Raw genomic sequence first — 19,130 nt, 5'->3', positions numbered from 1 at the left:
GCAACATGGGAAGATGTCAGAGTGGTCTAATGTGCTTGTCTCGAAAACAAGTGGGCTTTCGGGCCTCGGGAGTTCGAATCTCCCTCTTCCCGCCAAAAAAGGAAGCATATTTTGATAGAAAAATGTGCTTCCTTTTTCCTTGCCAAAAAGCATTGATTTCAAGGAATTTCAACATTTCGTGACATAAGTTAGTCTGCCCTGGTGCGCTTTACGAGACGGGCTTTTCTTGTTTTTGCTTGGCTGCGTGAAGTTCATCGAATAAAAAGGTTTGCTTTGTGGGTAAAGGTCGACTTTATTTTATAAATATCTTTCCATACACAATACATGTAGAATCAGTTTCTCTTCTTGAGAAAATAAAATAAATATTTAAAAGCAAGCAGATCCGTGAAGGGTCTGTTTTTAATATAAGTGATAATGTTATACTATAAGTGTAATTATTGGATAGTAGCATCAAATTGCTTATAGACAAATGATACAGAACAAATTAATTTAATAGATTCCAAAGTTGATACATGAGAGGGTTAGAATGAAGAGTGTTTTGATTATAGAGGATAATAAAGAAATTGCCTTACAAATGGAAAAGTATTTAGTTAATAATGGTTATGAGGTAGAGATTGCATCATCTTTTTACGAAGCAAACTATATGATGAATGTAGACATGGATGTGGCACTACTTGATATAAATCTACCAGATAAAGATGGTCAACATTTGATAGAAAGATTAAAAGATAAGGAAATAAGAGTTATTGTAACAACTGTAAAAAATGATGAAGATTTTATAATTGCCGCCCTAGATCAAGGAGCAGACGACTATTTAACAAAGCCATTTTCCCTTGCAATATTAAGGGCAAGAATTGATGCAGTTTTAAGGACAATAGCTCTAAGTCAAGACAAAACAATCAATTATAAGGATATAAAAATAGATTTTAATCAGTCAAAAGTTTATTTTAAGGGAAATCTGGTGGATTTAACTTCGCTAGAATATGAAATCCTAGTCTTATTTATTAAAAATCCTCACCGAGTTTATACAAGAGGCCAGCTGCTTGAAATGTTCTGGGAAGATAGGGATAAGTTTGTAAATGACAATACTCTCACATCAACTATTAAGAGAATTAGAGAAAAGCTTGATAGGGAAGTTATCACTACTGTCAGAGGAATTGGATATAGGATGGATTAGATGATATATGTATTTTGGATAATAAGTCTTTTACTTCTTTATTATTTTTTGGAAAAAAGAAAGAAAAATAGAATAAATGAGCTTATAGATCTGATAGAAAAAATGAAGAATCAAGACTATAAAATTCCTATGAAGCAAGACGATTTTTCGATTTTAGAAGATAAGATTTACAAACTTTTTATAGAAATAGTCGAAGCAAAAGAGACAAGTACTAGAAATAGTGAAAAGCAAATAGAATACCTAGAAGATATTGCCCATCAAATAAAAACGCCTATTACATCAATGCTTTTTTCCATAGAAAATTTGGAGATGGATTTTCCGGATATTGAAGATATAGAGATTTTAAAAAGGCAAACAATCAGATTAAACTCCCTATCAGATATTTTGCTTAAACTATCAAGCCTTGATGCAAACAAAAATCTTATGAAAAAAGAACAAGTTAACTTAGGTGAGTTAGTAGATTATTCTTTGGATACTTTGAATTTAAAAAAATTTACTAATGTAGAAATAGAAGAGAGTTTAAAGAAAAATAGTATTTGTGGAGATTTTTATTGGCTGGCAGAAGCTCTCATTAATATTATAAAGAATGCTGATAATAGACCGACTTGTGATAAAATCGTGGTTTCATCATACAAAAACCCCCTCTATACAAGCTTAATCATTGAAGACAATGGTGGAGGCATAGAAAAAGAAAATATAAAAAAGATTTTCAAACGCTTTTATAAAACACCAGATTCAAAGGGATTCGGCATTGGCCTTGCCATGGCAAAGACAATTGTGGAGAAAAACAATGGAGAAATTTCTGTAACTAATACAGATAATGGAGCAAGATTTGAAATTAAATTTTACAATGTCACTTAAAAGTCACTTTACTTTAATAAGCTTTCTTTAAGATAAAAAGGAGGCAAGTATGGAAATATTAAAAGTAGAAAACCTAAGAAAAGAATATGGAGAGGGAAACTCCAAAGTTGTTGCCTTAGATGGTATTGACCTTGAAATTGAAAAGGGAGAGTTTGTTGCCATTGTTGGACCAAGTGGATCTGGAAAATCTACACTTTTGCACATTGTAGGAGGGGTAGATAGTCCAGATGGTGGTAAGGTTTATATAGATGGTAATGATATCTCAAAGTATTCTTCAAAGGAGTTAGCCTATTTTAGAAGAAGAAAAGTCGGACTAATTTATCAGTTTTATAATTTGATACCAAATTTAACAGTTCGTCACAATATAGAACTTCCATTAAAACTTGATAAAAGAAAAATAAATCAAGATGAATTTTCAGATATAGTAAAAAAACTTGGCATAGAAAGTAAACTCGACTCTTTTCCAAGTGAGCTTTCAGGAGGTCAGCAGCAAAGAGTTGCCATAGCCAGAAGTCTTATCTACAATCCATCTATCATATTGGCAGATGAACCGACTGGAAACTTGGATAGAAAAAATTCTAAGGAAATAATTGAAATTTTTAAATATTTTAACAAAACTTTAAAACAGACAATTATCCTAATCACCCATGACGAAGAAATAGCCTTACAAGCAAATCGTATTATTACAATAGTCGATGGAAAAATCCTAGGAGATGAAAAAAATGAATAAGAAGAATTTTCCTATTTTCATCTCATTATTTATTGTAAGTCTGTTTTTTACTGTGGTTTTTTATTACGGATATACAAATATGAAGGCTAACTATGGATACTACATGGCTTCTAGCTTTTATCATGGAGAGATTAAAGAAGAACTTTCAAATGAAGATGTTGAAAAGTTAAAGTCCATTGAAGATATAGATTTGGTCGGAAAAATGTCTCTTAATCCTGATAATGGAAAACTTGCTGACGATTTAGTCGTTATAAACTACCAAGACGAAGCAATCAATAAGATAAGAGAGTATTCAAGACTTACCTGCGGCAGATTTGCTGAAAAGGAAGACGAAATTGTACTATCTGAAAGCCTCGTAAAGAAAAATAAACTTAAAATAGGCGATCGTGTAGAACTTGATTTAGGCAAAAGGTTTCTAAATGGCGAAGAGATAGGTCCCACAAGTGCAAATACTGACAGAGAAAAATTTGAGATTAAAGGTTCTAAAAGTTTTACTTTAGTCGGTGTTTACGGAGATGTCTACAACAAGTACAGTAAACTAAATTTTGCTCTAGGACTACAAGATAAAATGACCACCTTCAGGACTTTTGTAAAATTTCATTCTTTTGAAGAAGCCTACAAAAATAGAGACAAGATACAAAGTGAAATAAATAAGACACTTGGTAAAGATGTTAATTTAGAATTTTCAGAAGGTCTCATAAATTATTATGGAGTGGAAAACGAACCCTTACAAAACATAATGAGCAAGGCTGTTCTTGTTCTATCGGTTCTTGGATGTATAGTAATCTTTGTGTTTTTTATAAAAAACATCTTTTGGGTTTGGGGGCTAAGGAAGATTCGAGAGCTGTCCATTTATAAGTCTATAGGATCTACCAATGGACAAATTTATCTCTTACTCCTAAAGGAAGGACTTGTTACAACTGCAATTCCAATACTATTAGGACACATTGCAGGATTTTTCTTTATGTATTGTTTGTATAAAAACATAACAAAAGGTGAAGTAGTAAGTGCCTTTGAAGTGATGAAATTTAATCCCTTATTAAGTTTGGCAATACTTTTCGTTTCCTTTGTGATTGTGGCATTAGCTATAAAATCCCCTGCGAAAAAGATTTCTAAAATAAATATTATAGACGGCATAAGAGGAAATATAGATTTTTCCAAGTATAAGAAAAAGAAGAAACAGAACTTATGGCAAGAACTAAGAATTAACAACTTAGCTTCAATAAAATCACAAAGATTTATTTCAGCTATTGGAATTCTAATCATTTCAGTATTTGTAATTGTAATAGGAATTTCAAATTATCTTAGAGACTATTCGTATTATGATAATGGATATAACTTTTCTGTAGATTATTATAGTGATAAGGATGAAGTGCCATCGGTACTAAAAGAGATTGATGAAAATATTTCTAATGAAAAATCCTATATTTCTAAACAAAAACATGTAATAGTTGAAAATAATAAAGATTTTTCAAAAGAAGCTAGGAATGCAAGCCTAGATAAAGAGGCTGAAAAAAATATTGAAAAATATAATGCGAAGGGAATGGATGGATTTTTAATAGCCTTAGAAGAAGAAGACTTAAAAGAGCTTGGAGGAAATAAGGGAGAATTTCTACTTTATAATATGATCCAAGAAGATTCTTCCATACCTATATCTAAAGCAAAGAAAATTCCATATTTTGATAATCCAACAAGTCTTGATATAAGTATTGGAGATGATTACCAAACAAGTATTAAGATTTCAAAGTCAATAAATGATTTGGGGAAAATTAAGTCTAGAACCATGCCCTTCGATGTGAAAATTTACACCGACTTCGATACATTTTTCAATCTAATGGAAGAAACTGGCGATGAAAAATATAAAAACTATCCTTATACTTTGAATATGAAAGTAAATGACTCCGATGCAAAAGATGCACAAGATTATGCGGAAACATTAATTAGGGAACAAATTTCACCTGAAGATAGATTTGATATTACTGTAGGGGAAGAGCAAGAAAAGAAAGAATTTGAGAGTCTACAAGACCTAATGAAAATTGTATTAGGTATAGGATTAATAATATTGGTTTTAAATATTACAAATGGATATTCATCTATAAATCTAAGTTTGTTGAGTAGAAAAAAAGAAATAGGAAGCTTTTATTCTTGTGGAATGGATTTAGATGAACTCAAAAGGGTTTATGGAAAAGAATATTTAAATGAACAGATAAAATCATTGCTTATAGTTATATTAACTAGTATAGGTGTAATGTTTATAATTTCTATATTCTCATCAAGATTGACTTTTTTAAATCTCCTAAGATACTATGACTATAAATTATTTATAGCATTTTCTTTAGTAGTCTACGGAATAAATGTGCTAATTTATCATTTATCTTTAAAAAGAATTTTAGACAGACCAACTATTGATTTGATTAGAACAGAATAATTTCAAAGAAATAGGAGTATCTATTAAACAGAAATTAAGCAAGAAGATATTTCTACTTGGACTTGTAATATTTGTGATTTCCTACCTACTTCCAGTAGATATATTTGAAGGCTTTACAAACCTAAGACCAACTGGACTCACATCAATGTTTGGTTGCCCAATTATTGAACAAATAGGTTTAATATTTGGGGTAAAGGAAAAGGACAGATTATTTATGGTATTGAATATTATGTTAATCTTATTACTTCCGATAGCAATGTTTGCTGGTCATCTAATATAAGTAATGCGACTAGACTAAGAAAATAATAATTTAAACAGCTCTTTTATAGGGCTGTTTTTTTCTTTCTTTGCTCCAGAATGATATAATGTATTATAAGATACGTATTGATTAATATATTCCCACATACGAGGCTTTTGAAAATTTTCAAAATTTATCTATACTGACCACTCAAGCCACGTGGGGTGCGCATGCTGGATGTCAAGAGTTAGGTGAAATAGGAAATAAATGTTGATTTCAAAGGATTTTAGAATTTAATTATAAATGGGAGAATGAGATAATCTCCATTTATTTAAGAAGATTAAAATGGTTCTTCCTGAATTCGATGATCCCTTCTCTTCGCATTCGTGTCAGTTCCTTAGACATGTTTGTGCGTTCAAGATTTAGGTAATTGGCCAGCTGCTGTCGGTCAAATGGAATATCAAATTCCGTGGAGCGTTTCTGCAGTGATACGGTATTTAAATATGCAAGGATCCGCCCTCTGGCGCTTTTCGGTGCAGTGTGAAAGCTGCGGCCGGAGAGCGTCAGATTTTTAAGTGATGATATCATCAAAAGATTTCTATATAGTTTATGGGACCAGACTGCATTTTGCATATTTGAGATCAGATCACCAATATGGATGAAGAGGATCTGGCAATTTTCGTTTGCCATAACATCTACAAGCATAACTTCTTCTGTAAGCAGGGCATAGGTTTCAGCAAAAAATTGTCCTGACCCTACGTGGCTTAGGATGGTACGGTTACCCCACATATCGTTGCTCTCTATTGTTACGCTGCCGGAGAGCACCATCCCCATCTGATCCGTAAGATCTCCGGCGTGAAGGATGGCGTTTCCTTTTTTATATGATTTTCTGTGCGCATTGAGTGTCAGAAGGCATTCATTCCGTTCGGTGTCTGTCATGTCTTTAAACAGGATACTTTTTTTTAATAAATCGTCATTCATAAAAAATCTCTTTTCTTTTCAAAATGTGGTTCAAACCACATACTTATACATGAAAGTATACTATACTGACATCAAGAAGGCAAGGAGGATATTGAGATGATTAGAAAAATAATTCACATAGACGAAGAAAAATGCAACGGCTGCGGACTTTGCGCGACTGCGTGCCATGAGGGTGCGATTGACATGATTAACGGTAAGGCAAAGCTTGTACGGGAAAATTATTGCGACGGATTTGGCGATTGTCTGCCGGGCTGCCCAACGGGCGCGATCACCTTTGAGGAGCGGGAAGCACCGGCATATGACGAAGCGGCTGTTAAGGCAGCTCAGATGCAAAAGATTAAGAAGTTGGAGGAAGATAAGATGACTACAGAAGAAATCATGAAGATCGAAAATGAAGAAGAACGTAGAGCGGCAATGATGAAGCATTTGCAGGAAGGCGGGTCAATGCCTCACGGTGGATGTCCGGGGTCGAGGGCGATGCAGATGAAGCGCGAAGAGGAGGCCCTTGAAAACAAGGAAAACATTCAGCAGGCGGTTATTTCAAAGCCGGTCTCAAGGCTGAATCAGTGGCCTTGCCAGATCAAGCTTCTTCCGACACAGGCGCCATTCTATGACGGAGCGAAGCTCTTGATTGCGGCAGATTGCACAGCATATGCTTATGCCAATATGCATGAGGATTTCATGAAGGGAAAGATCACGTTGATCGGATGCCCGAAGCTGGATGATATCGACTATTCCGAAAAGCTGACTGAGATCATAGCGAAAAATGATGTCAAGAGTGTGACCATCGTCCGCATGGAAGTTCCATGCTGTGGCGGCCTTCAGAGGGCGGCGGAAAACGCTCTGCGTAACAGCGGGAAATTCATCCCGTGGCAGGTTGTGACCATTTCGAGGGACGGAAAAATTTTGGGTTAAAATGTGGTTTGAACCACATACAAGATTCAATAAAAATGTTAGTCTAAGTATAAAAGAAAACAGGAGGTATCATTATGAGTTATTCAGATTGGAAAGATAAAACAGCGGAATTTAAGACAGTTGACGTAAGAGGAATCCAGGGCAATTTCTTCCAAGGACTTAAGAAACAGGCAATGGGACTCTCGGTTGGACAGGGGCTTGAGGTTGTGCAGAGCTTTGATCCGATCCCACTTTATGAGGTGATGGAAGATCTCGGTTATGAGCATCATACAGAGCAGACAGGTGATACGGAGTTTCATGCCTATTTTTACAGGACGATTGTGAAGCAGGAAGAGAAGGATATTCCGATGAGACCGGCAGCGCTTACAAATATGCCGCTGATTGATGAAGGGCTGGGAAAGGTAGCGGTTGAATTCTGGGATTTGACCTGGAATGACAACAAGAGACATCTGCCTTATGAGATGCGTCTGCTTCTTTCGCTGACAAATGCAGTCGGTGCCGGCAGGATGCGTCAGGCGACAAGAGAACTGGTAAAGGCATATATCCACGGATTAGACAGTGCAGCACTTGATGATGTGTTTGAACTTCTGGCCTGGAATCAGGGAATCGGTTATTTCAGCTCTGAAATTGGGCCATCCACACTGTTTGCCGCATATAAGACGATCAAGAACATGGAGAAGAAGGGAAAAGCGCGCGGTGAGATCTGTGAAGCGCTGAAAGAAAAGTTCGGTGAGAAAAATCCGGATGTAAAGGTTCAGTAAGGTGGTAAGGGATATGGAGATTACGAAAGATACAAAACTGAAAGACCTGATCATCACATATCCGTGGCTTAAGGATGAGATGGCAAAGGTCAATGATAAGTTCAAGCTGTTGAATACTCCGGTAGGCAAGGTGATGCTTGGAAAAGCCACAATTACGGAGATGAGCAAAAAATCCGGCATGGACGCAGACGTTCTTATAAGCAGGATATCGGATCTTATCAAAGCGCATAAGCAGGTGATGGTATGAACGAAAAGACCGGAGAGGTATTCTCCATAGCAAAGGATAATCAGCCGGTGCCGGGGTGTACGATATCCAAGGCAGTATACAGTGGAATTAATGATATTATTTACTTTTCACTGGCGAAGAATACGGATATCAGTGCGGAGATCTATCCCTACTACAAGCTGCTCGTTGTGGCAGATGGAAACATGGAAGTCTATGGCACGGATGGCTTTTCAAAGAAGATAGAAAAAGAAGAAAGTATCGTGACTCTGACGGATGTACCGATGGGAATTAGAACATCGGAAGGCGCAGTTTATACAGAGATCATGATCAGGAAGGAGGATATTATGAATGAAGCGATTAAAGCGGGGGAAGTTTTTAAACTGGCGGATCTTGTGCCTTATGCGGAAGGTAAAATCGTAAACATGGACGTGGCACACAATGACAAGATGAAATTTGTGGTTATGGCTTTTGATGAGGGCACCGGCCTTTCTGAGCATGCCGCACCCGGCGAAGCAATCATCTTTGCGCTGGATGGCGAAGGCGTTATTGGATATGAGGGTAAGGAACACCCGATAAAGGCGGGTGAGAATTTCCATTTTGCGAAAGCCGGTCTGCACTCGGTAAAAGCAACGAAGAAGTTCAAGATGGCGCTTCTTTTGACATTGGAATAAGAGAAAGATAGGTGATTATTATGAAGTATGTGGTAAATGACGGAAGTATTTTCTATGACAGATGAGGGAGTTGCGAAAGCAATAGAAGAAGAGGTTCCGGTAGAAAGTGAATCTGCTGCGGCTGAAGCAAAAGACGGATGCCCGGTAGGAGCAATAGAGGAAGTATAAGTTAACAGAAGGAGGAAAATATTCATGGCAGAGAATAAGATGTTTTGTTTCCAGTGCCAGGAAACAGCGGGATGCAAAGGATGTACAGTTTCAGGGGTATGCGGCAAGAAGCCGGAAGTTGCGGCTATGCAGGATCTTCTGATCTATGTGACAAAGGGATTATCGTCAGTAACAACAGCTCTTAGGAGTGAGGGGAAAGAGGTCTCAAAAGAGATCAATCACCTCGTTACAATGAATCTCTTTATTACGATTACAAATGCGAATTTTGACCGCAAGGCGATCATTGCTGCGATTAAAAACACACTGAAGGTTAAAGAAGAACAGTTATCAAGACTTGACAGCAAAGAATGTCTGACTGAAGCGGCGCTTTGGAATGGAGATGAAGCGGAGTTTGACGAAAAAGCACAGAATGTTGGAGTTCTGGCAACAGAAAATGAAGATATCAGAAGCCTTCGTGAGCTTATCACTTATGGATTGAAGGGACTTGCGGCTTACTCTAAACATGCGAATGCTCTAATTCAGGACAATGAAGATGTAGATGCATTTATTCAGAAAGCTTTGACAAAGATCCAGGACGATTCCCTTACGGTAGACGATCTTGTGGCGCTGACACTTGAGACCGGAAAGTTTGGAGTGGATGGTATGGCGCTACTTGACAAGGCGAATACGGAAGCCTATGGCAATCCTGAGATCACTACGGTAGACCTTGGTGTCAGAAAAAATCCTGGCATTTTGATTTCCGGACATGACCTTCGTGATCTGGAAATGCTTCTGGAACAGACGAAGGATACCGGAGTTGATGTCTATACGCATTCTGAGATGCTTCCGGCACACTATTATCCGGCATTTAAGAAATATCCTCACTTTGCCGGAAACTATGGCAATGCGTGGTGGAAGCAGAAGGATGAATTTGAATCATTCAATGGCCCGATCCTTATGACCACCAACTGCATCGTGCCGCCGAAGGACAGCTATAAAGACCGCCTATGGACGACAGGATCTGCGGGATATCCAGGATGCGGTCATATCTCCGGAGAATATGGGGAGGAAAAAGACTTCTCCGCAATTATTGAACAGGCAAAAGGATGCCCTGCACCGACAGAAATCGAAACAGGAACAATCATCGGCGGATTTGCCCATGAGCAAGTATTTGCTCTGGCAGAGCCTGTTGTAAACGCGGTAAAATCCGGAGCTATTCGTAAATTTGTCGTGATGGCGGGCTGCGATGGCAGACATAAGAGCCGTGATTACTATACGGAGTTTGCAAAGGCACTTCCGAAAGATGTTGTCATTCTTACAGCCGGATGCGCAAAGTATAAGTACAATAAGCTGGATCTGGGTGATATTGGCGGAATTCCGAGAGTTCTTGATGCGGGGCAGTGCAATGATTCCTATTCACTGGCATTGATCGCTCTTAAGCTGAAAGAGATCTTCGAGCTTGAGGATATCAATGAACTGCCGCTGGCGTTCAACATCGCTTGGTATGAGCAGAAAGCCGTGATCGTGCTTCTCGCGCTGTTGTATCTGGGTGTAAAGAATATTCATCTTGGCCCTACACTTCCGGCATTCCTGTCACCGAATGTGGCAAAGGTGTTGGTAGAGAACTTCAGTATCGCGGGGATCACTACTGTTGATGAAGACTTAAAAATTCTTATTGAATAAAAAGAATTTTTAATTTAGACTGACCTGTAGGATAGTGAACATTCTGCAGGTCTTTTATTCTATAAAAATATGAAAAATTCACTGTAACCTTTCTAATGTGGATTTGTCCCCTCAAAGCAAACAAAGAAAAGGCCAGGCAGATTCAATCGGGGCATTTATGTTAGAACTACACGAAACCGAAAATCCCATCACGGAATTTGATAATAAGCTGTGGATTTCTGTAATAGAAAGCATAACGGTAAAAAACAATGGAGCACTACTGTTCCGGTTTAAAAACGGAATGGAAATCGAAGGATAATACAAACATAAAACAGAGTCCGCAGACATATTTGACTGCGGATTTTTGCTGCTAATATGAGTTTGCACCCATACCCCTTGAATTGCACCCCCACAGCCTCATTTGCACCCACGACCTTGCATTTGCAACCATAGGCTGAAATTCTATCAATATATGATTTCCTTTCCAAATAAAAAGCACTTTTACTAAAAATAAGTAAAAGTGTTTTTATTTTATAAATTTTTAAAAAATATAGAAGTTCCTTAGAATATTCTTTTTGCAAAGCATAATAAACTTGAGCCTTAACATATTCGAGTTTATTACCAGTATCAAATCTTTGACCAGAAAATTCGTAGGCATAAACCTGAGAATTATGAGCAAGAGTATTTAAAGCATCAGTAAGTTGGATTTCACCACCATGACCTGCTTTTGTATTTTTTAAAATTTCAAAAATTTCATTTTTTATTACATATCGGCCCATTATTGCAAAATTAGAAGGAGCTTTTTCAATAGGGGGTTTTTCCACTAAAGAATTGACTTTTATAAGATCACCAAAGTTTTCTCCATCAATTATTCCATATTTTGTAAGATCTTCCCTTGGAACTTTTCTCGTGCCGATTACAGTGGAATTAACTTTTTCATATTTTTCTATAAGCTGAGAAATAGCATGGGGAGGATCAATGATTTCATCTCCTAAAAGAAGAGCAAAATCTTGTCCGCAAGTAAAATTTTCTGCCATTAAAACAGCATGGCCAAGACCTAAGGGCTTACCCTGTCTTTTAAAAGTAATCTCCAAAGGATATTTAAAACTTGCACAGTTATAAAGATCTATTTTATTTTTTTTAAGTAAATCTTCTTCAATTTCTGGATTATTGTCAAAATAATCCTCAATAGGACTTTTGTTCCTTCCGCTTATTATTAACAATTCTTCAATGCCGGCATCAACAATTTCTTGAACTATAAAATCTATAACAGGTCTGTCAATTATAGGTAACATTTCCTTGGGAATAGATTTTGTAATAGGCAAAAATCTTGTGCCGAGGCCTGCCGCAGGAATAACCGCTTTTTTAATTTTCATATTATCACCAATATAATGTTACCATATTTTTAAACCTAAGACTTTAATATTTTTCGTCTTTAAGATAATATAAAAGTATAAAATTTATTAGGTGATAAAATGTTTAAAATATTAATAGTAGATGACGAAGAAAAAATAAGAGAAGTTATAAAAACTTATGGAGAATACAACGGCCACAAAGTTTTGGAAGCAGTGGACGGGCTCGATGCAATAGAAAAAGTAAAAGAAAATGATTTTGACATTATAGTAATGGACATAATGATGCCAAAACTTGACGGCTTTACAGCCTATAAAGAAATAAAAAAAATTAAAGATATTCCTGTTATTATGCTTTCAGCAAGAAGTGAAGAATATGACAAACTTTTTGGCTTTGAAGTAGGAGCAGACGACTATGTAGTTAAACCCTTTTCTCCAAAGGAGCTTATGGCAAGAATAAATGTAATTGTAAATAGAAATAGAAAGGGAAATGTAAAGAGAGTTTTAGATGTGGAAGGACTTCACATTGACTTAGATGGCAGAACAGTTTCCATTGATGGAGAAAAAATTGATTTAACACCAAAAGAATATGATCTTTTAGTTTTTATGATAAAAAATAAAAATGTAGCTTTAACAAGAAATAAACTTTTAAGCAAAGTCTGGGGCTATGAATTTTACGGCGATGACAGAACAGTAGACACCCACATAAAAATGCTGAGAAATTCTATAAAAGATTATAGAAAATATATTGTAACAGTTAGAGGAGTAGGTTATAAATTTGAAGAAGGGCCTTTACAAGGAAATAACTAAAGGCAGTATATTAACTAAACTTTGGAAATATTTTATTGTTTTTGCGGGAATAATCTTTTTAATGCTTTGGCTTTTACAAATAGTTTTTTTAAATTATTTTTACGAGTCCATGAAATTAAAAGATGTTGCAAAAATCGGGACCAATGTTCAAGAAAAATTTAAAGATGAAGGTTTTAAAGAGCTTGTTGAAAATTATTCATTAAGAAAATCTCTGACCATAAAAGTTGTAGATGAATATGGAAATTATGTCTATCCCATAAGCAACGCTTTTGAAGAATCTATTAGACCGCCTATTTCAAAAGTTGAGTTTGATAAGCTCTTTAGTAAAATTCAAAGAGAAAATTTAAAATATAATATTTGGGCACAAAAAGTTCAAAAAATGAATAACAGCGTTTTGACCTTTGCAGGATATTTGGGAAATGCAGATGGAGTGAGATACTATATATCCATTCAGTCCATATTAGAGCCTGTTGATTTCGCCATAGACATTTTAAGAAAGCAACTTTTAATAGTTTCTCTTCTTTCACTGATAATATCAATGATATTGTCCTATTTTATTTCAAAGAGATTGGCAAGACCAATAGAAAGACTTTCGGAAACGGCAAGAGATATGGCTGGAGGAAACTTGGATGTAAAATTTGTAGGAAAATCTTACGATGAAATCAATAATCTTTCAAGAGCCTTAAATTTAGCAACAGAAGAAGTAAATAAAACTTTGGAACTTAGAAAAGATTTAATAGCTAATGTAAGTCACGATTTAAAAACGCCCCTAACCTTAATTAAAAGTTATGGAGAAATGATAAAAGACATAAGTGGGGACAATAAAGAAATGCGTGAAAAGCACATCAATGTAATAATAGATGAAGCAGATCATCTGACAGATCTTGTGAACAATCTTTTAGATATATCCAAACTTGAAAGTAAGCTTGAAGACTTTAACCCATTTGAATTTGACTTAAAAGAAATCATAGAAGGAGAAGTTAAAAGATTTAAAAGCTTAGAAAAAGATTTCCAAATAAAAACCACTTATAAGGGCGATTTAAAAATAAAAGGAGATCCTCAAAGAATAAAGCAAGTTGTGTATAATTTAATTTCCAACGCCATCAAATATTCGGGAAAAAGTAAGAAAATAGAAATAAAAGCAGAAGAAATTTCAAAAGACACTGTAAGGTTTGACTGTATAGATTTCGGAATTGGCATAAGTCAAGAAGAAATTGAGAACATATGGGAAAGATTTTATAGGGCGGGGGACAACCGTACAAGGCCTCGTGTAGGCACAGGACTGGGTCTATTTATCGTCAAAAGTATATTAGACATACATTCATATGCCTATGGAGTAAAATCCACCTTAGGAAAGGGCTCAGACTTTTATTTCATAGCTAAAAAATAATAAAAAATAAAATTTAAAATAAGATAAAAAATGGACTCTGAAAAAATTCTTTAAACCATATTTAAAAGGATTTTTCAGAGTTTATTTTTTTATAAAATTTTTCCTTAAATAAATTAATTTTAGAGCTTGAAAATGATTTCTCGAATATGCTATAATACTATTAAAATATTACTGGTATTATTAGTGGTATTTTAATAGTAAATTTCTGAGTGAAAAATGAAAGGAGAAAAAAATGAGGAAATTTAGGAAACATATTATGGCTGGATTATTAGCTGGCACATTATTACTTACTGCTTGTGGAAATAAGGAAAACAGTTCTGCAAGCGAACCAAAAGATGAAAATGTTATCAAAATAGCGGTAGCGGGCCCGCTAACAGGAGACAATTCAGAATATGGTATAGGATTTTCAAACGCAGCTGAAATTATGGCTGAAGAATGGAATGAAAATGGAGGAATTGATTCTAAAAAAATATCAATTGTAAAATTTGACGACAAAAACTCACCAGAAGAAGGAGTTTCAGTAGCAAATAAAATTGCAAGTGAAAAAGATATTCCTTGCGTAATCGGACACTTTGCATCAGGGGTATGTTTAGCTGCAGCTCCAATTTATCAAGAAAATAAAATTGTTGAAATTTCACCGTCATCTTCTCACCCAGATTATTCAGGAATGGGAAATTTTATTATAAGAAATAACACTGTAATTAATACCGAAGCTCAAGCAAGTCTTGACATAGCTGTTAATGATCTTGGCAAAAAGAACATAGGAATTATTTCTATAAAGACTGACTGGGGAGTAAGTACAGCAGGAATAGTTAAAGAAATAGTTGAAAAAGATTTTAAAGATGCAAAAGTTGTAGCTCACGAAGAAGTTATTGAAGGTTCTGACGATTACAGACCTGCAATTGCAAAATTAAATGATGCAGGAGCAGATGTTGTAATATGCGTAGGAATGTACAACCTTGTAGCACCTGTTGCTAAACAATATAAGGAAATAAATCCTGACATAGCTATTGTAGGATTCTCAAATGCTTATTCTCAACAATTATTGGAACTTGGCGGAGACGCTATTGAAGGAGTTGCTTTCCCTGTAATATTCTTCGCACAATCTGAAGACCCAAAAGTAAAATCATTTGTTGAAAAATACAAAGAAAAATATGGTTCTGAACCAAGTGCCCTTACAGCACAAGCTTATGACTCAGTTGGAGTATTCCTAACAGCAGCACAAAAAGTAGGAGTGGACGACACCGAAAAAATAGTTAATGAAATTTTATCTATGGAATACGAAGGAGTAACAGGACATACTAAATTTGATGAAAATGGAGATGTTCATAAAGCCTTTACAAAAATCGTAGTTAAAGATGGAAAATTTGACTTATTAAAGAAATAACATTTAGGAGGAAAAATGAACGCACAACAAATATTTAATGGAATAACCATTGGAATGTCATATGCCTTAATAGCAGTAGGTTATTCATTAGTTTTTGGTATTTTGCGTTTGGTAAACTTTTCTCATGGGTCGGTATATGCTTTTGGAGCAAATATAATATTATATTTGATTTCTAAAAATATTGGCATTATACCGGCCATACTTTTAGGAATAGTTTTTACCGGCGCTTTAGGTATATTAATTGACAAAACATCCCTTGAACCATTAAGAAAGGCAAAATCAGAACCTATAGCCTCCCTTATAACAACAATAGGTATTTCAAACATAATAAGTAATTTACTTATAGCATCCTTCGGAAGTCAAAAAAGACAATTTCCGGCCTTGTTCCCAAGTAAAACAATACAATTTTTAGGAATAGACATTCAATACACCCAATTAGGAATGTTTGCAGTATCTCTAATTCTTATGCTTTTACTTGTAGCTTTAGTAAATAAAACAAATATAGGACTTGCAATGAGAGCATCTCAACAAAATATAAAAGCAGCACAACTAATGGGAATAAATGTAAACTTTATAATTTCATTTACCTTCTTTTTAGGCGGAGTATCAGCAGCTATAGCAGGTTCATTAGTAAGCAGTTACTATTCAATGGCATATCCAAACATGGGATATATGGCAGGCTTAAAAGCCTTTGCAGCAGCAGTTTTAGGCGGTATAGGAAGCTTGCAGGGTTCATTAGTAGGTGGACTTTTAGTAGGATTGAGTGAATCTTTTGCAGCAACATATTTAGGCTCAGAATATAGAGATTCCATGGCATTTATTATATTAATAATAGTATTAATAATAAGACCTAATGGTCTCTTCGGTAAAAAAGGCGTTGAGAAGGTGTAATATGAAAAATTCAAAAAATAATTTTGCAAAACTTTTTTCAGCAATAGATAAATTTAAAATATATCTTTTCATTATCGCGATTATAGGTCTAATAGCAATTCCTTTTTTACATTTAAACAACTACATCATAAATATAATTATAAAAATAATAAATTACATCATTATGGCTTTAGGGCTTAATATCCTCGTAGGAATGACCGGTCTTGTATCCTTGGGACAGGCAGGCTTTGTTGCCATAGGAGCTTATACTACATCAATATTAATGATTAAATTTAATGTAAACTTTTTTCTTGCAATAATTGTAGCAATAATAATTTCAGCAATAGCAGGATTTGTTATGGGTCTTCCTACTCTTAGGCTTAAGGGTACTTATCTTTCAATAATAACTTTGGGTTTTGGAGAAATAATAAGAACTGTAATAATTGTCTGGGAAAAAGTTACAAACGGGCCATTAGGTCTTAGAAACATTCCATTGCCATCTATTTTCGGTTTTAAATTATCAATGTCAAATGGGGGATTGTATATTTTAACAGTAATAACAATGGTCCTTGTCATCTTGTTTATATATAGGCTACAAAATAGTAAAACAGGAAGAGCCTTTAGAGCAATAAAACAAGATGAAACAGCAAGTATAATGATGGGTTTAAATACAACTTATTATAAAGTATTGGCATTTTTATTATCAGCTGTAATATGTGCCATAGCAGGATCAATTTATGCAACTCAACTGGGTTACATAGACCAAAATACATTTACTTTTGATATGTCAACAATGATTTTAAGTATAGTAATACTTGGAGGAATGGGCACTATAAGAGGTATGATTATAGGATCAGTAATTTTAGTAGTTTTCCCAGAATTATCAAGAAGCTTGATGGACTACAGATTTGTTTTATACGGAATAATACTTGTAATTATGATGAGATTTAGACCTCAAGGCTTACTTGGTTGGAGAGATGTAAATGATTATAAACTATCTAAAAAGGTATTAACCGATCTTAAAAACATAGAAGGAAATGGTGCAAATTATGAGTGAGAATATATTACTAAGCGCTGAAAATATTTCAATTAACTTCGGTGGAATAAAAGCTGTTGATGACTTTACTTTTAATATAAAAAAAGGTGAGATAGTAAGCATTATAGGTCCCAATGGAGCGGGAAAAACCACAGCATTTAACTTACTGACAGGAGTTTATAAACTAAGTTCAGGAAAGATATTTTTTAAGGGAGAAGAAATCCAAAATAAAATTCCTCAAGAAATTGTAAAAAGAGGAATAGCCAGAACTTTTCAAAACATAAGATTATTCAAAGACATGAGAGTAATTGAAAATGTAATGATAGGAAATCATATTAATACAAAATATACTTTGCTGGATTCCATATTAAGTAATAAAAAGTTTAGAACCGGAGAAGATGAAAGTGCTTTAAAAGCTATAAAAATATTGGATTCATTAAACATGCTGGACAAAAAAGATTCTTATGCAGACTCTCTTCCATATGGTGATCAAAGAAAAGTAGAAATAGCAAGATCCATAGCAACAGGAGCAGAGCTTATATTACTTGATGAACCAGCAGCAGGAATGAACCCTCAAGAATCTGAAGAACTCTTAAGTTTTATAAAAAGTTTAAAAAATTTAGGAATAACAGTACTTTTAATTGAACATGACATGAGTGTAGTTATGAATGTATCTGACAGAATTTATGTTTTAGATAATGGAAAATTAATAGCTCAAGGAATTCCGGAAGAAATAGTAAATAACAAAGAAGTTATAAAAGCATACTTGGGGAGAGAAGCAGATGTTACAAATTAAAGAACTTAACACTTATTACGGTTCAATACACGCATTGAAAGATGTAAGTCTGAATGTTGAAAGTGGAGAAATAGTTAGTTTAATAGGAAGCAACGGTGCAGGGAAAACCACTCTTGTAAACACAATATCAGGCTTATTAAAACCTAAAAAAGGAGAAATCCTATTTGAAGGAAAGAATATAGAAAGACTTGAAGCCTATAAAATATTAAGACTTGGAATTTCTTTATCTCCTGAAGGAAGAGAAGTTTTTCCAGATTTAACAGTAAATGAAAATTTAATGTTAGGTGCCTTTACTATTAAAGACAAAAAACAAATAAAAGAATCATTTGAAGAAGTTTTTGAACTATTTCCAAGATTAAAAGAAAGAGAAAAATCTTTTGCAGGAAACTTATCAGGTGGAGAACAACAAATGTTAGCCATAGGAAGAGCCTTGATGTGTAAACCTAAATTGCTCCTTCTTGATGAGCCATCCCTAGGACTTGCTCCTAACATAGTTGATTTAATTTTTGACTTAATATTAAAAATAGCAAAAACTGGAATCACCATAATGTTAATAGAACAAAATGCCTATATGGCTTTAAATATTTCAGATAGAGCTTATGTATTAGAAAATGGAAAAATTTCAATGCAAGGCAATGCAAAAGACATAATAAATAACAAAGATATAAGAAAAGTATATTTGGGATTATAGG

General features: G+C 34.7%; 20 protein-coding genes and 1 tRNA gene. 19 read left to right on the top strand and 2 right to left on the bottom strand.

Annotated elements, in window-relative coordinates; translation table 11 throughout:
• Window positions 1–7: 7 nt before the first annotated feature.
• The 6 genes from HMPREF1253_RS02815 (at window position 8) to HMPREF1253_RS02790 (ending at window position 5,476) form a co-directional block, all read left to right on the top strand.
• Window positions 8–95, top strand: a tRNA-Ser gene (locus HMPREF1253_RS02815).
• A 431-nt stretch (window positions 96–526) separates the two neighbouring features.
• Window positions 527–1,177, top strand: a complete 651-nt coding sequence (locus HMPREF1253_RS02810; protein ID WP_023055194.1) for a response regulator transcription factor — start codon at window positions 527–529, stop codon at window positions 1,175–1,177.
• Window positions 1,178–2,038, top strand: coding sequence for a HAMP domain-containing sensor histidine kinase (locus HMPREF1253_RS02805; RefSeq protein WP_023055228.1), 861 nt, complete (start codon window positions 1,178–1,180; stop codon window positions 2,036–2,038).
• 49 nt (window positions 2,039–2,087) lie between these two features.
• A complete protein-coding gene (locus HMPREF1253_RS02800; protein ID WP_023055204.1) occupies window positions 2,088–2,768 on the top strand; it encodes an ABC transporter ATP-binding protein in 681 nt (226 codons plus the stop codon).
• Complete coding sequence (locus HMPREF1253_RS02795) at window positions 2,761–5,196, top strand: FtsX-like permease family protein (RefSeq protein ID WP_023055196.1); 2,436 nt, start codon at window positions 2,761–2,763, stop codon at window positions 5,194–5,196. The genes HMPREF1253_RS02800 and HMPREF1253_RS02795 overlap by 8 nt, the downstream gene beginning before the upstream one ends.
• Window positions 5,197–5,218: 22 nt before the next feature.
• Window positions 5,219–5,476 (top strand): hypothetical protein, encoded by a 258-nt coding sequence (locus HMPREF1253_RS02790; protein ID WP_036739260.1) that lies wholly within the window; start codon window positions 5,219–5,221, stop codon window positions 5,474–5,476.
• A 285-nt stretch (window positions 5,477–5,761) separates the two neighbouring features.
• Here HMPREF1253_RS02790 and HMPREF1253_RS02785 read toward each other — a convergent pair whose 3' ends face one another.
• Window positions 5,762–6,415: a Crp/Fnr family transcriptional regulator gene (locus HMPREF1253_RS02785; protein WP_023055229.1), complete on the bottom strand. Its 654-nt coding sequence runs from the start codon at window positions 6,413–6,415 to the stop codon at window positions 5,762–5,764.
• 96 nt (window positions 6,416–6,511) lie between these two features.
• On the opposite strand from HMPREF1253_RS02785, the gene HMPREF1253_RS02780 reads away from it, so the two are divergent.
• From HMPREF1253_RS02780 to hcp, 6 genes are all read left to right on the top strand, one after another.
• Complete coding sequence (locus tag HMPREF1253_RS02780) at window positions 6,512–7,330, top strand: ATP-binding protein (protein ID WP_023055223.1); 819 nt, start codon at window positions 6,512–6,514, stop codon at window positions 7,328–7,330.
• 74 nt (window positions 7,331–7,404) lie between these two features.
• Entirely contained in the window at window positions 7,405–8,091 is a 687-nt protein-coding gene (locus tag HMPREF1253_RS02775) for a DUF2249 domain-containing protein (RefSeq protein ID WP_023055239.1), read from the top strand.
• Window positions 8,092–8,104: 13 nt separating this feature from the next.
• Complete coding sequence (locus tag HMPREF1253_RS02770) at window positions 8,105–8,338, top strand: DUF1858 domain-containing protein (RefSeq protein WP_023055247.1); 234 nt, start codon at window positions 8,105–8,107, stop codon at window positions 8,336–8,338.
• Window positions 8,335–8,988, top strand: a complete 654-nt coding sequence (locus HMPREF1253_RS02765) for a cupin domain-containing protein (RefSeq protein WP_023055234.1) — start codon at window positions 8,335–8,337, stop codon at window positions 8,986–8,988. Before HMPREF1253_RS02770 ends, HMPREF1253_RS02765 begins: the two co-directional genes overlap by 4 nt.
• Before the next feature lie 36 nt (window positions 8,989–9,024).
• The gene (locus tag HMPREF1253_RS09865; RefSeq protein ID WP_023055240.1) at window positions 9,025–9,156 is read left to right on the top strand and encodes a 4Fe-4S domain-containing protein; all 132 of its coding nucleotides are present in this window, start codon (window positions 9,025–9,027) and stop codon (window positions 9,154–9,156) included.
• A gap of 39 nt (window positions 9,157–9,195) precedes the next feature.
• Window positions 9,196–10,818: a hydroxylamine reductase gene (hcp, locus tag HMPREF1253_RS02755; protein WP_202899121.1), complete on the top strand. Its 1,623-nt coding sequence runs from the start codon at window positions 9,196–9,198 to the stop codon at window positions 10,816–10,818.
• A 269-nt stretch (window positions 10,819–11,087) separates the two neighbouring features.
• Here hcp and HMPREF1253_RS02745 read toward each other — a convergent pair whose 3' ends face one another.
• The gene (locus tag HMPREF1253_RS02745; protein WP_023055200.1) at window positions 11,088–12,173 is read right to left on the bottom strand and encodes a UTP--glucose-1-phosphate uridylyltransferase; all 1,086 of its coding nucleotides are present in this window, start codon (window positions 12,171–12,173) and stop codon (window positions 11,088–11,090) included.
• A 99-nt stretch (window positions 12,174–12,272) separates the two neighbouring features.
• On the opposite strand from HMPREF1253_RS02745, the gene HMPREF1253_RS02740 reads away from it, so the two are divergent.
• From HMPREF1253_RS02740 to HMPREF1253_RS02710, 7 genes are all read left to right on the top strand, one after another.
• Entirely contained in the window at window positions 12,273–12,959 is a 687-nt protein-coding gene (locus HMPREF1253_RS02740; RefSeq protein ID WP_023055225.1) for a response regulator transcription factor, read from the top strand.
• A gap of 109 nt (window positions 12,960–13,068) precedes the next feature.
• Window positions 13,069–14,349, top strand: a complete 1,281-nt coding sequence (locus tag HMPREF1253_RS02735; RefSeq protein ID WP_238318875.1) for a cell wall metabolism sensor histidine kinase WalK — start codon at window positions 13,069–13,071, stop codon at window positions 14,347–14,349.
• Window positions 14,350–14,605: 256 nt separating this feature from the next.
• Window positions 14,606–15,736: an ABC transporter substrate-binding protein gene (locus HMPREF1253_RS02730; protein WP_202899120.1), complete on the top strand. Its 1,131-nt coding sequence runs from the start codon at window positions 14,606–14,608 to the stop codon at window positions 15,734–15,736.
• 15 nt (window positions 15,737–15,751) lie between these two features.
• Complete coding sequence (locus HMPREF1253_RS02725) at window positions 15,752–16,627, top strand: branched-chain amino acid ABC transporter permease (protein WP_023055217.1); 876 nt, start codon at window positions 15,752–15,754, stop codon at window positions 16,625–16,627.
• A 1-nt stretch (window position 16,628) separates the two neighbouring features.
• Window positions 16,629–17,663: a branched-chain amino acid ABC transporter permease gene (locus HMPREF1253_RS02720; RefSeq protein ID WP_023055206.1), complete on the top strand. Its 1,035-nt coding sequence runs from the start codon at window positions 16,629–16,631 to the stop codon at window positions 17,661–17,663.
• Window positions 17,656–18,438: an ABC transporter ATP-binding protein gene (locus HMPREF1253_RS02715; protein ID WP_023055197.1), complete on the top strand. Its 783-nt coding sequence runs from the start codon at window positions 17,656–17,658 to the stop codon at window positions 18,436–18,438. The genes HMPREF1253_RS02720 and HMPREF1253_RS02715 overlap by 8 nt, the downstream gene beginning before the upstream one ends.
• Window positions 18,425–19,129, top strand: coding sequence for an ABC transporter ATP-binding protein (locus tag HMPREF1253_RS02710; RefSeq protein WP_023055231.1), 705 nt, complete (start codon window positions 18,425–18,427; stop codon window positions 19,127–19,129). Before HMPREF1253_RS02715 ends, HMPREF1253_RS02710 begins: the two co-directional genes overlap by 14 nt.
• Window position 19,130: the final 1 nt, after the last annotated feature.

Source organism: Peptoniphilus sp. BV3C26 (genome assembly GCF_000478985.1).
In the GTDB taxonomy this organism is placed as follows: domain Bacteria; phylum Bacillota; class Clostridia; order Tissierellales; family Peptoniphilaceae; genus Peptoniphilus_B; species Peptoniphilus_B koenoeneniae.
The sequence above is the reverse complement of the archived record's forward strand: the minus strand, read 5'-3'. Positions and strand labels throughout refer to the sequence as shown.